Annotated in this window: 10 protein-coding genes and 1 pseudogene; 1 reads left to right on the forward strand and 10 read right to left on the reverse strand. The window is 69.8% G+C overall.

Features of this window, described 5'->3' with window-relative positions; translation table 11 throughout:
* Positions 1-2: 2 nt before the first annotated feature.
* From ABZ420_RS30910 to ABZ420_RS30925, 4 genes are all read right to left on the reverse strand, one after another.
* Positions 3-1,724, reverse strand: coding sequence for a CTP synthase (locus tag ABZ420_RS30910; RefSeq protein ID WP_357130130.1), 1,722 nt, complete (start codon positions 1,722-1,724; stop codon positions 3-5).
* Between the two features lie 156 nt (positions 1,725-1,880).
* Positions 1,881-2,825: a copper transporter gene (locus tag ABZ420_RS30915; protein ID WP_357130133.1), complete on the reverse strand. Its 945-nt coding sequence runs from the start codon at positions 2,823-2,825 to the stop codon at positions 1,881-1,883.
* A gap of 8 nt (positions 2,826-2,833) precedes the next feature.
* Entirely contained in the window at positions 2,834-4,048 is a 1,215-nt protein-coding gene (steA, locus tag ABZ420_RS30920) for a putative cytokinetic ring protein SteA (protein WP_357130136.1), read from the reverse strand.
* A gap of 397 nt (positions 4,049-4,445) precedes the next feature.
* Positions 4,446-4,880, reverse strand: coding sequence for a hypothetical protein (locus ABZ420_RS30925; RefSeq protein WP_357130139.1), 435 nt, complete (start codon positions 4,878-4,880; stop codon positions 4,446-4,448).
* 446 nt (positions 4,881-5,326) lie between these two features.
* Here ABZ420_RS30925 and ABZ420_RS30930 point away from each other — a divergent pair, with 446 nt between their 5' ends.
* Positions 5,327-5,746 carry an SRPBCC family protein gene (locus ABZ420_RS30930; protein WP_062977083.1) on the forward strand — a complete coding sequence of 140 codons (420 nt, stop codon included), beginning with the start codon at positions 5,327-5,329 and terminating at the stop codon, positions 5,744-5,746.
* Positions 5,747-5,755: 9 nt separating this feature from the next.
* Here the strand turns inward: ABZ420_RS30930 and recN are convergent, their stop codons facing one another.
* From recN to ABZ420_RS30960, 6 genes and pseudogenes are all read right to left on the reverse strand, one after another.
* Positions 5,756-7,540: a DNA repair protein RecN gene (gene recN, locus ABZ420_RS30935; RefSeq protein WP_357130143.1), complete on the reverse strand. Its 1,785-nt coding sequence runs from the start codon at positions 7,538-7,540 to the stop codon at positions 5,756-5,758.
* Positions 7,518-8,477: an NAD kinase gene (locus tag ABZ420_RS30940; RefSeq protein ID WP_357130146.1), complete on the reverse strand. Its 960-nt coding sequence runs from the start codon at positions 8,475-8,477 to the stop codon at positions 7,518-7,520. The genes recN and ABZ420_RS30940 overlap by 23 nt, the downstream gene beginning before the upstream one ends.
* The gene (locus ABZ420_RS30945; RefSeq protein WP_357130149.1) at positions 8,474-9,295 is read right to left on the reverse strand and encodes a TlyA family RNA methyltransferase; all 822 of its coding nucleotides are present in this window, start codon (positions 9,293-9,295) and stop codon (positions 8,474-8,476) included. The genes ABZ420_RS30940 and ABZ420_RS30945 overlap by 4 nt, the downstream gene beginning before the upstream one ends.
* A 1-nt stretch (position 9,296) precedes the next feature.
* Entirely contained in the window at positions 9,297-9,596 is a 300-nt protein-coding gene (locus ABZ420_RS30950) for a hypothetical protein (protein ID WP_245664063.1), read from the reverse strand.
* Positions 9,597-9,609: 13 nt separating this feature from the next.
* On the reverse strand, positions 9,610-10,500 hold the full coding sequence (locus ABZ420_RS30955) for an HAD-IIA family hydrolase (RefSeq protein WP_357130157.1): 891 nt from the start codon (positions 10,498-10,500) through the stop codon (positions 9,610-9,612).
* A 490-nt stretch (positions 10,501-10,990) separates the two neighbouring features.
* Positions 10,991-12,055 (reverse strand): annotated as a pseudogene (locus tag ABZ420_RS30960) (hypothetical protein); the annotation flags it as partial.
* Positions 12,056-12,813 lie beyond the last annotated feature (758 nt).

A 12,813-nucleotide genomic window follows, 5' to 3' on the forward strand; every position in this document is an offset into this window, starting at 1 on the left:
CGCTACGCCTGTTCCGCCGCACCCGCCAGTTCTTCACCCGGGATGTCCACCGGGAGCCGTTCGGCCGCCTTGTATCGCAACGCCGCCGAGATGAGCGCCGCGAACAGCGGATGCGGGCGCGTGGGGCGGCTCTTCAACTCCGGGTGCGCCTGTGTGGCGACGAAGAACGGATGCACGTCGGCGGGCAGCTCCACGAACTCGACCAGGTGCCCGTCCGGCGAGGTGCCGCTGAACTTCAACCCGCTCTGCGCGATCTTGTCGCGGTAGGCGTTGTTCACCTCGTAGCGGTGGCGATGACGCTCGGAGACCTGTTCGCTGCCGTAGGCCTGGGCGACGACCGAGCCCTTCTCCAGAGTCGCCGGGTAGGCGCCCAGCCGCATGGTGCCGCCGAGATCGGCCTCGCCTGCCACGGCCTGCTCTTGGTCGGCCATGGTGGAGATGACCGGATGCGGCGTGTCCGGTTCGAACTCGGCCGAGTTGGCCTCCGCCAGCCCCACCCTGCGCGCCGCCTCGATCACGACGCACTGCAACCCCAGGCACAAGCCGAGCAGCGGGATGCCGCGGGTGCGCGCGTAGTGGATCGCGCCGACCTTGCCCTCGATGCCGCGGATGCCGAAGCCGCCGGGAATCAGGACGGCGTCTACGTCACGCAGCGCGTGCTGGGCGCCGGAGGGGGTCTCGCACTCGTCGGAGGGCACCCAGCGGATGTTCACCTTGGCGCGCGAGGCGAACCCGCCCGCGCGCAGCGCCTCGGTGACCGAGAGGTAGGCGTCGGGCAGGTCGACGTACTTGCCGACCAGCGCGACCTCGACCTTCTCGCGCGGCGAGTGCACGCGGTCGAGCAGGTCGCCCCACACGGTCCAGTCCACGTCGCGGAACGGCAGGCCCAGCCTGCGCACCACGTAGGCGTCCAAGCCCTCCCGGTGCAGCACGCGCGGGATGTCGTAGATCGACGGCGCGTCCGGCGTGGAGATGCACGCGTCCACCTCGACGTCGCACATCAGGGCGATCTTGCTCTTCAGCGCCTGCGGGACCTCGCGGTCACAGCGCAGGATCAGCGCGTCGGGCTGGATACCGATATTGCGCAGCGCCGCCACCGAGTGCTGGGTCGGCTTGGTCTTCAGCTCACCGGAGGGGGCGAGGTAGGGCACCAGCGACACGTGCAGGAAGAAGACGTTGTCGCGTCCGACGTCGTGGCGGATCTGGCGGGCGGCCTCCAGGAACGGCTGCGACTCGATGTCGCCGACGGTGCCGCCGATCTCGGTGATCACCACGTCCGGGGTCTGACCCTGCAGATCCGGGCCGCGCATGGCGAGGATCCGGTTCTTGATCTCGTCGGTGATATGCGGGATCACCTGCACCGTGTCGCCGAGGTACTCGCCGCGGCGCTCCTTGGCGATGACCGACGAATAGATTTGCCCGGTGGTCACATTCGCGTCCCGGGACAGGTCCCGATCGAGGAAACGCTCATAGTGGCCGACGTCCAGGTCGGTCTCCGCCCCGTCCTCGGTCACGAACACCTCGCCGTGCTGGAAGGGGTTCATCGTGCCGGGATCGACGTTCAAGTACGGGTCGAGTTTCTGCATCGTGACGCGCAGCCCACGCGCCGTCAGCAGCTGACCGAGGCTGGAGGCGGTAAGACCTTTACCCAATGAGGAGGCGACACCACCGCTGACGAAGATGTGCTTCGTGGCCGTTCGCGCCTGAATCCGTGTTTGACCCACGGGTCTTCACGGTAACACGAATCCGCCCGTCCGTTCGAATGCCACGCACGTTTGCCCGCCGATCGCCGGAACGGCGATCAGAGCACTCGGAGCCGAAGTGTGAGCCGGGTCGCGTCCCGGCGACCTCCGGACGTCCACCGGTGGCCTCGCGCCGGGTCAGCCCGGAACCGCGGCCAGAGTGAGCGCCGTGGCCTTGGCGCCGGTGCCGTAGCGTCCTGCGCCACCGTTGAGCTGCTCACCGAGCGCGAGCACGGTCGTGACCCGGCCGAGTTCCCGCTCGAGATTGTCGACGGTGCTCACCTGGGCCGCGAGCGCGGCGTCGGCACGGACCACGGCGATCGGCCCCTGCTGGTCGGCGGCGCCCGCGCGGCCCGCGAGGACCACTCCCGCACCGCGGCCACGCAGGGCGCCCGCGAAACGCGCGCTGTTGGCGCCCACGCCGTTCTCGGCGGCGGCGATGCCGTTGCCGGTGATCACGACCGCGAGCTGCGCGGGCCGCACCGGCGTTTCGCCGTAGACGAGGAAGCCGCCACCGCGCAGAGTCTCCAGGACCAGCCCGAGCTCCTCCGGGGTGCTCCGGGTTTGCCCGGTAGCCGGGTCGAGCAGGAGCACCAGGCCGAGCAGATCACCGGCCATACTGCCCTGATCCACTGCGCCGGTCCGCAGCTGCGCCCCGGCCGGGATGACGTTCGTGACGGCCGAGCGCATCCGGTCGCCTTCGGTGGCGTCGACGAACGCCTCGGTGAGCGCGATCCGGCCGGTGACGCCCGCGCCGGCGACCTCGAGCGCCTTGGTCACCGCGTCGACGTCTCCAGGATCGGCGTCCGGGGTCGTGAACACGACGACGCTGCGGTCGGTGAGCGCACCGCCGAGAATGCGGCCCGACGATCCGGCGATGAACCGATCGGCGGCCACGGCCTGCTCGCCGAGCTGCCGGTTCTGCTCGGTCAGGATGTCGACCTGCTGGCGCAGGTCGGACTTGTCCGCCCGCAAGGCCGACAGCAGGTCGGCCGCGAGCGTCTGGGATCCGAGCACCACACCGATCGCGAGCGCGAGGAAGATCGCGACGATCGAGACGGCGTGCTGGCGCAGCGAAATCATCGTTCTCCTCAGAATTCCAACGATCCGGCTTGCCCCTGCGCCCATCGCGCGAGGCGGTTCCAGGCGTCCACGCCCCAATCCACGACGTCCCCGCCGCTGTTGGACGCCAGCAACACGACGATCACCGCGACCAGCGCGGCGAGCACCACCAGCGCGACGGCGACTCCGGACACGCGGTTGCGGTACAGGGTGGCCACCGCCTGCGCGTCCATCAGCTTCGTACCGACCTTGAGCCGGGTGAGGAAGGTGGCCGGATTGCTGTCGCGACGGCCGCGGTCGAAGAAATCGTCGAGCGAGGCGGGCGCTCCCGCGGTGACGATCAGCGCGGCGCCGTGATGGTCGGCCAGCAGCAGCGCCAGATCGGCGGCCGAACCCGAGGAGGGGAAGGTCGTCGCGCCGATGCCCAGGTCCTGGATGCGTTCGAGTCCCTTGGCGTGCCCGTCGGTGTCGGCGGGCAGGATCACCTCGGCGCCGCATTTCATGGTGGCGCTGGTGATCTCCTCGGGGTCGCCCACGATGACGTCGGGCCGGTATCCGCGGCTGCGCAGGGTGTCGGCGCCACGACCGACGCCGATCAGGATCGGGGTGTACTCCTTGATGAACGGCTTGAGCCGCTGCAGATCCTCGGCGTGCTCCGGGCCGTCGGCGACGACCACCACGTGGCGGTGCTTCATCACCAGATCCAGCTCCGGAACGCCGAACCCGTCGATGAGCAGCGCGCTCTCGGTGCGGATGAACTCGATGGTGTTGCCCGCGAACGCCTCGAGGTGATCGGCCAGGCCGTTGCGCGCCTCGAGCATGCGCTCCGCGATGGCGGTGTCGGTGAGTTCGATGCCCTCGACGAGGACCTCCGGCTCCTTCTTGATCAGCTTGTCGGCGTAGACCACACCGTCGACCACACGGACCTTGACACCGTCCTTGATCTTCTTGAACGCATCCGAGCTCACCGTATCCAGCAGCAGGATCCCGTGGGCCACGAGCGCCTCGGGGCCGAGGTTCGGGTAGCGACCTGAGATGGACGGCGAGGTGTTGATCACCGCGCCCACGCGGGCCTCGACCAACCGGTCGGCGGTCATCCGGTCGAGGTCCATCTCGTCGAGGACGACGATGTCGCCCGGTCCGACCCGGCCGAGCAGCCGCCGGGTGTTGCGGTCGACCCGGGCCGTCCCGATCAGACCAGGCAGCGTTTCGGTGTTTCGCGACAACAGCGCCGGCATCCTCATGTGGCGATGATGAGCGCAAACTCTCAACCATTGGTGGAGGCGCGCCGTCTCAACGAGCGCATGACGCCTCTGCGTTACCTGTTGGCAACCCGATCCGCACCGTCACTCGCACCCGCACGGAAGATGCCCCACATTGATCAGGGCAGATCACTCACTTGGAAACTTCGGTCGACACCCGCAAACGTGCCAACTTATGCGATATGAGACCTACCTCCGAAGAAACACCAGGTGTCAGCAATCAAGGCGCGAATGTTTCGCCGATCCGCCGCGAAGCGCATAAACCCTCCCCTCCAGCAGGCAGCGAATCCAGTGCTACCCATGAGCGACAAGCCGGTCGGATCAGGTCAGAGTGCCGTCGTCGCAGAGACTTGCCGCCAGCTCGCGTCTCGATCATCGATCAGCACCACTTCGCCTGCGGGCGGCACACGGTCCAGCCATTGCCATCCGGCCGCTGCGTGCGCGTCCACGCCGATCCCCCCGCGCCGTTTCCCGCGCTACTCTCGTCCGGACGGGGGTTGTTCCGCCGGTGATACTCGCGCAGCGCATGCTGATGCTCGTTCTGCCGCAGTGAATTCGGATCGGAGTGCTGATATCCGAACGGGTCGATCGCGTGCCACCCCGTAGAGTCGCCGTGCGAACCCGAACGACCGGAGTGGTCGGAGCCGGACAACGACTCCGCGGCCGCCCCGCCCGCCGCGGCCACCGTCCCCGCGGCGAGACCGGCGACGATCAGCGCGAATGCCCCCTTCTTCGATGATCCCCGGCCGCGCCCGGGCACCCCTGAACGCCGCGCTTCGCCCGTCCTGGTCCTTGCTGGGAGAACGCTGCACATGATGGCCCCTTCGCCTCGGTGCTTCCCGCTATCCGACGGAGTTCATCCGCCGTTCATCTACTGAGTTCCATAGTAGATCAGAAATCGGACATTGCGGACATCAATCGAGCACTACACGAAGGGTGGTTTCGAAATGCCTTGATCGAGACCCTGTTTGCCCCATCGAACCACCTGCGGGCGCGTACACTCTCAATCGCAGCCGACAGCGATCACCGCACTATTGCCCGTCGTTTCACGGATGCCATCCGTAGTTCGACACAGCGTTTCCGTGCCGACCGCCGCTACCTCACACCGACCTCGGCTCCGGACGCCTCCACCGCCCCGGCTCGGTAGCGCCGACCACGCGGGCGGCTCGCCGCCGATTGTGATGCGGACGACACGATCCCCGAGCCGCGCCCGCTGTAGCTATATGCTGCCGGTCACACGTAACTGGAAGAGGAGATTTCATGGCCAGCACCACCGTCGACGCCGTCATCGCCGCCCCGCGCGAGGTCGTGTACCGGCTCTTCGCCGACCGCGAGAGCATCAGCCCCTACATCCCGGTCCAGGTCAAGCTGATCAAGCCCGGCCTGACCGAGCGAGAAGGCGTCGGCGCGCAGCACCTGATCGGCCTCGGCCCGGTCGGCGTCACCGAGGAGATCACCAACCTCGTGCCCGGTGAGCGGATGGAGTACAAGATCGTCAAGGGCGCGCCGGTGAAGCGGCACGTCGGCATCGTCACCTTCGCCGACGCCGACAACGGCACCCTGGTCTCCTACACCATGGAATCGGACCCGTCGCTGCCGGTGCCCGCCAAGGTGCTGGAATTCGGCCTCAAGAACCTGATCGGCACGTTCATCAAGGGTGCGCAGAAGGCGGTGCGCTGACCGGCGCGCTCAGCGCGCGGCCACCTCGGCACCCGCCTTCTCGGCGCGTGCCGTCGCCAGCAGTTCCTCCGCGTGCGCGCGGCCGGTCTCGGTGTCGTCGAGACCGGCCAGCATGCGCGCCAGCTCGACCACCCGCTCGTCATTGGTGAGAGCCCGGACGCCGCTGTTGACGGCGCCCTTGCCGTCGTCGGATTTGTCGACCACGAGGTGGGTGTCGGCGAACGCCGCGACCTGCGGCAGATGTGTCACCACGATGACCTGGTGGGTGCGCGCCAGCCGGGCCAGCCTGCGGCCGATCTCCACCGCGGCTCGCCCGCCGACGCCCGCGTCGACCTCGTCGAACACCATGGTCGCTCCGTGATCGGAACCGGCGAGCACCACTTCCAGCGCCAGCATCACGCGCGACAGTTCACCACCCGACGCACTCTTGCTCAACGGCAACGACTGCGCGCCCGAATGCGCCGCCAGCCGGAACTCGGCCTCATCGGTGCCCGTAGCACCGGCGTGCAATTCCCGGCCGTCGACGGTGAGCGGCGCCGCGTCCTGCGCTCCCGCGAGCAACGGCCGCACCTCGACCTCCAGACGCGCCTTGCCCATCGCCAGGCCGCCCAGCTCGGCGCTCACCGCCGCCGCCAGCTTCCCCGCCGCTTTGCTCCGCGCCGCGCTCAGCTTCTTCGCCGCCTCCCGCACCCGTTCGGCGGCGGTGTCCACTTCGGCGGCCAGTTTGCCCAGCGCCTCCTCGGAGACGTCGAGCGACCCGAGTCGGGTGCGCGCCTCCTCCGCCCAAGCCAGCACACCGTCGATGTCCGGTGCGTACTTGCGGGTCAGCGTCTTCAATTCGGCCTGCCTGGTGAGCAGTGAATCCAGCGCTCCCGGATCGGACGGCAGGTCCGAAAGGTATCCGCTCAGGTCGGTGGTCACGTCCACCACCACGGCGATGGCCTCGGCGAGGCGCGGCGCGAGCGCGACCAGCGCCGGGTCGTCGGCGGCTTCGATGCGGGCGCGCGCGGCGCCGAGCGCTTCCAGGGCGCCGGAACCGTCTTCGGGCGCTTCGGCAGGCCCGGCCAGCGCGTCGTGCGCGGTGGCCGCCGCCTCTCGCAGCGAATCCAGATCGCTCAGCCTGCGCACCTCGTCGACGATGCGCACGTCCTCGCCGGGTTCGGGCGCGATGGCGTCGATTTCCTTCAACGAGTGCTCGAGCCGCTCGGCCTCGAGGGCCAATTCCCTGCTGCGCGCGGTTCGTTCGAGCAGCTCGGTGCGGGCGTCGAGCCATGACCGGCGCAGCACCTGGTACTTGCGCAGCAGAGCGCCGACGGCGTCGCCCGCGAACTGGTCCAGCGCCGACAACTGCTGGTCGGGGCGCTGCAAACGCAGCTGATCGTTCTGGCCGTGCACGGTCAGCACAGGCGCGGTGAAATCGGCGAGCACCGAGGCGGGGACGCCGCGACCACCGAGATGCGCGCGGGAGCGCCCATCGCTGCCGACCGTGCGGATCGCGATGACGCTGCCGTCGTCGTCCTGCTCGGCCGCGGCCGCTTCCAGCACCCGCGCGACCTCGGCGCGCGCGGCGTCGTTGACGTCGTCGATGGTGAACCGGCCCTCCACCACCGCGCGGGAGGCGCCGAGCCGGACCCGGCCCGCGTCCGCGCGGGCACCGCTGAGCAGATGAAGGCTGGTCACCACCATGGTCTTGCCCGCGCCGGTCTCGCCGGTCAGGCAGGTCAGTCCCGCATGGAACTGCGCGGTCGCGGTGGAAATGACGCCGAGCCCGTCAATTCTGATCTCTGTCAGCACTTGTGCTCTCCGTTCGCCGTCGGCCACGCCAGCCTGTCACGGGCAACTGGAACTTGCGCACCATCCGGTCGGCGAACGGTGCGGAGTCCAGCCGCACCCAGCGCACCGGTCGAACGCCGCGAACCGCCTCGACCCGGCCACCGCTGGGGAGTGCGAGCGTGCGCCTGCCGTCCAGGAAAACTATCGCATCGTGTCCGGTCGCCACAGACTCGACCGCGATACGCGAATCCGGGCTGGTCACCAGCGGCCGCGCGAACAGGGCGTGGGCATTGCTCGGAATCACCAGCAAGGCTTCGAGTTCCGGCCAAACCACCGGACCGCCCGCGGAGAAGGCGTAGGCGGTCGACCCGGTCGGCGTCGAGACGAGGATGCCGTCACAGCCGAACGACGACACCGGGCGGCCGTCGACTTCCAGCACCACTTCGAGTACGCCCATGCGCGAGGCGTTTTCGATGCTCGCCTCGTTCAGCGCCCAACCGGTCTCGACCACCTCGTCCTCGACCCGGACGGTGACGTCGATGGTCATCCGATGCTCGATGGTGTAATCGTGACGCACCACCTGGGCGAGCGCCTCGTCCAAGTTCTCGGCCTCGGCTTCGGTGAGAAACCCGATGCGGCCGAGGTTGATTCCCAGCACCGGCACCCCCGCCGGGCGCGCCAGTTCGGCCGCGCGCAGGAACGTACCGTCGCCGCCGAGCACGAGCACCATCTCGCAGCCGACCGCCGCGTCCGGACTGTGCTCGACCACGCGCACGGGGTAGCCGCCCGGCTCGGCGGCGAAGCGCGTGCTGTCCGCCTCGTCGGCGAGCACGCGCAGGCAGATGCCCGCGTCCGCGAAGATCTTCGCCACCCGGTGGGCGGTCTCGATGATCTCCGCGCGGCCGGGGTGTGAGACCAGCAAGATCTCCCTGCCGCAGGGTTGGGCCGGCGCGTTCACTGTGGACCCTCCTCAACCGCACGCTCGACCAGCGCGGCGACCTGTTCGGCGTCGTATTCGAACGGCCCGTCGTTGCGCAGCCACAAGAAGTATTCGACATTGCCGGACGGACCCGGCAACGGGCTCGCCACGACGCCGGCGGTGCGCATGCCCAGCTCCGCGGCCGCCGCCGCCACCGTGCGCACCGCGTCGGCGCGCAGCGCGGGATCACGCACGACGCCGCCGGAGCCGACCCGTTCCTTGCCGACCTCGAACTGCGGTTTCACCATGGGCAGCAGATCGGCGCCGGGCGCGGCGCAGACGGCCAGCGCGGGAAGCACCAGGCTCAGCGAAATGAAGGACAGGTCGCTCACCACCACTTCGACCGTGCCGCCGATGCTTTCGGGCGTCAGGTTGCGCACGTTGGTCCGGTCGAACACCCGGACCCGCTCGTCGGTGCGCAGGCGCCACACCAGCTGGCCGTAGCCGACATCGACCGCGACGACCTCCCGTGCTCGCCCGGCCAGCAGGACGTCGGTGAAACCGCCGGTGGAGGCGCCCGCGTCCAGGCAGCGCTTGCCCGCCACCGACAACCCGTCCGGCTCGAACCGCTCCAGCGCGCCGAGCAGTTTGTGCGCGCCGCGCGAGGCCCAGGACACCTCGTCGGGCTCCTCGCGGACCACCAGCGGCGTGCCCGCCTCCACCGCGGTCGCCGCCTTCACCGCCACTGTTCCAGCTATCAGGACGCGGCCCGCGCCGATCAGCTCGACCGCGTGTTCTCGCGATCGCGCCAATCCGCGGCGAACCAGTTCCGCGTCCACCCGTGCGCGCCTGGCCACCTCAGATCTTGTCCACCGTGGCCAGGGCCTGCACCAGCACGTCATGTGCCTGCTCCAGGATGCGAGCGCGGCGAGTGATGTCGACGCCTGCCTCGGCGCTGTCGGTCGCCGGCGCGGCCCGGCCGGGGCGGTCGAGTTCGGCGAGCAGGCTGTCGACCTCGCCGCGGATTCGATCCGGGTCGGCAGGCTCCGGACGGCCTTGCGTACCCGGCAGGTGCTGACCGGGCAGCGGAACCCCGGGGCGGGGACCTTGCGCACCGGCGGAACCGGGACCGTTCGGGCGAGGTATAGGACTAGTCATCGTGGCGTCAACGCTATCGGATTTCCGAATCGGACGCGCGGACCGTCACAGCTCTTCCCGGGTGCCGCCGCAGCATCTCGCCGAGGTCGGCTTCCGGCTCGGCGGCTACGGCCGCGTGGTTGAGGGCGTCGAGCGAGTCGGCGACATAGGTCGGGATCTGCCCATCCGGGGCCTTGCGCAGTTCATCGATTGTGCTGACACCGGTGAGCACCAGCAACGAGTCGAGGCCGACCCGGTTGGCGCCCTCGATATCGGTGTCCAGCCGGTCGCCCACCACCAGGGCGGAACGGGAACCGGCCCGGACGAGCGCGTCCTCCAGCAGGGGCGCATACGGCTTGCCCGCGACGATCGGCTCCCGATCGGAGGCGGTGCGCAGCGCGGCGACCATCGCACCGTTGCCCGGCGCGAGGCCGCGTTCGTTCGGCAACGTCCGGTCGGTGTTCGCCGCGACCCACAGTGCGTCCGTGCGCAGGGCGTAGGCGGCTTCGGCGAGGTCCGGCCACGCGGTGTGCGGTGAATGTCCTTGCACCACAGCGGCGGGTGCGTCGCCGTCGGAGCGCCGGATCGGTCGCAACCCGACAGCCTCCACCTCGGCGGCCAGGTCGTCGGTGCCGACGACCAGGACCGGCGCGCCACGGTCGAGCCGCTCGGCCAGCAACCGCGCCGCCGCCTGTGCGCTGGTCACCACGTCGTCGGCGGTCGCGGCGAAGCCGAGTTCGGACAGATGCGCGGCCACGACCTGCGGACCACGGCTGGCATTGTTCGTGACGTACACCAATCGCCGGCCCGCCTGCCCATCCGCGGCGAGTGCCTCCGGCGCGCCCTCGATCACCTCGTGCCCGCGATACAGCGTGCCGTCCAGGTCGAGCAGCAGGGCTCGGTAGCGATCTCGTAGTCGCTTCACACCACTCTCACTCCGTGTCACCGATCGGCCGCGCCGACCCATCACCGCCGGGCCCTCCGGCAGCCCATCCGCTCGGCAGATCCGAGACACTCGACACTACGCCGACGCGCGGGCCGGACAGACGTGGCGTCAGCCACTCCTGCGGCACCGGATCGCAAGCGCCCCAGCATAGATTCGCAGATCCCAGTGTCCATGATCGCGGCCACCGTGATGATCCGATCGGCCCTGCTCGCCACACGTCCGCGCCCGCAGCGAAATTCGCGCAGACGCAGGCTTCCGGCCACATCCCGGACCATCCGTCCGCGTGCCTGGCACCGGGCGCGGGCAACGTCTTCGGAGACCGGCCACCCACGGGGCGCGGCAGCCGCGATCGGCGACAGGTTCTGATATCGCTGTCACCCGTCAGTTCGGCGGCGCGTTCTTCGGCGTCCGTGTCACCGTCGGGAGCCGGCCACCCCCCAAGGCGCGGCAACCGCGATCGGCGACAGGTTCAGATGTCGCTGTCGCCCGTGAGTTCAGCGGCGCGTTCTTCGGCGTCGGTGTCTCCGTCGAGGTCGGCCGAGGCGGCGTTGAGGAACCAGGTGAGGCCCTCGTCGGTACGACCCGCGGCGACGAGAGCGTCGGCGTAGGCGTAGAAGAGGCGGGCAGCGGCGGAGCCGGTCCTGGACGGGTCGAGATCCGAGGTCTGCAAGGTCACGACGGCTTGGTCGTACTGGCCGAGGTCCATTCGCGCGCCCGCGACGACCATACGCAGTTCGGTGGCATCGTCACCGCGCAGGGCACGCGCCTCGTCGCTGCGACCGAGCTCGATAGCGCGTTCGGGACGGCCCAAGCCGCGCTCGCAGTCGGCCATGACGGCCAGCAGCCCGGAACCACCGGACATCCGGCGCGCCGTACGCAGCTCCGATAAGGCCTCCGCCCATTCGCCGGCGTGGTAGGCCACCACTCCCGCAGTCTCGCGGACGACCGCGATCCGCCCGGCCCGCTGCCGTGCGGCCCTGGCATGGGCGAGAGCGAGGCCGGGATCGTCGTCGACCAGCCGCACCGCCATCACCAAGTGCCGGGCGACCGTCTCCGCGTTCCCCTTGTCCAAACTGAGCAGGTCTCGCCGCACGGCGGAATCGAGATCGGCTGCCTGCACCTCGTCCGGCAGATCGGGTTCCTCCGGCCGCGGCGGACGACGGTCGAGGGAACGGCCCCCACCGGCATGGGCGCCTTCGCCGCCACGGCGGCGATCCGGTGACGAGTCGTCCCGCGGGGTCCGATCCCCGCGATCCGCGCCGCCGCGCTGCCCCGCGCGATCCGGTCCCTGGCCACGGCGATCGTCATCGCGGCGCGGGAATCCGGACGCGCCGCGCCGCCCCGCGTCGCCGCGCTCACCGGAATCGCCACGACGCTTGAACCCACCACGCTCGCCCGGTTCATCGCGGCGGGCATCGCCTCGATCGCCGAAATCGTCCCGGCGACGGGAGAATTCACCACGGGAATCGCCACGATCGGATCCGCCGCGCGCACCGGACTCGCCGCCGGGGCGGAATCCGCCCCGCGAGTCGTCGCGCCGCTCTCCGGAATCACTCCGGCGTTTGAAGCCGCCGCGTTCACCGGAGCCCTCGGAGCGCTTGAATCCGCCCCGATCGCCCGATCCGCCTCGGCCGGCGGAACCGCCACGATCCGCGGACTCGTCCCGCCGCTGGAAACCACCGCGCTCCGGTGCGTCGCCGCCGCGGCGGAAGCCACCGGTGTCACCACTCCGGCCGCCGGAGTCCTGACGCCTGAACCCGCCGCGCTCGCCGGAACCGCCGCGCTCGCCGGAACCGCCACTGTCACCCCGGCGGTTGAACCCACCGGAATTCTCGCGTCGCTGGTAACCGCCTCGGTCGGACGTATTGTCACGGGAGCCGGAGCCGCCCGAGTCACCGCGGCGACCGAAGCCCCCGCGTTCCCCCGAGTCACCGCCACGGTTGAACCCGCCGCCGCGCCGGCTCGGATCCTGCTGGTTGTCATCTCGCCGGCCGGACCCGGAGTCGGGAGCGCCGCGCCGGAAGGGCTTCCGATCGTCATTTTGTTCCGGCACGGTGCTCCCTTTCTTGGTATCGCGAAAGTCTGTATCCCACGAATTCAATCACGTACCCGTCGTGGGGCGCGGGGTACGGCAAGTTCGCCGGAGCACTGTTTGGTGCTCAAACGCCGATAGGGGACCCAGATTCTGGGTCCCCTATCGTGAAGGATGTTCCGGCGGTGTCCTACTCTCCCACACCCTGTCGAGTGCAGTACCATCGGCGCTGGCAGGCTTAGCTTCCGGGTTCGGAATGG

It is taken from the genome of Nocardia sp. NPDC005745, from assembly GCF_040630775.1.
Taxonomy (GTDB): Bacteria; Actinomycetota; Actinomycetes; order Mycobacteriales; family Mycobacteriaceae; genus Nocardia.

What these genes read in the sequence shown, in the direction of transcription:
- ABZ420_RS30925 (WP_357130139.1), bottom strand. Translation starts at nt 4,880, where the DNA reads ATGTGCAGCGTTCTCCCAGCAAGGACCAGGACGGGCGAAGCGCGGCGT.
- ABZ420_RS30930 (WP_062977083.1), top strand. Translation starts at nt 5,327, where the DNA reads ATGGCCAGCACCACCGTCGACGCCGTCATCGCCGCCCCGCGCGAGGTC.
- steA (WP_357130136.1), bottom strand. Translation starts at nt 4,048, where the DNA reads ATGAGGATGCCGGCGCTGTTGTCGCGAAACACCGAAACGCTGCCTGGT.
- ABZ420_RS30915 (WP_357130133.1), bottom strand. Translation starts at nt 2,825, where the DNA reads ATGATTTCGCTGCGCCAGCACGCCGTCTCGATCGTCGCGATCTTCCTC.
- ABZ420_RS30950 (WP_245664063.1), bottom strand. Translation starts at nt 9,596, where the DNA reads ATGACTAGTCCTATACCTCGCCCGAACGGTCCCGGTTCCGCCGGTGCG.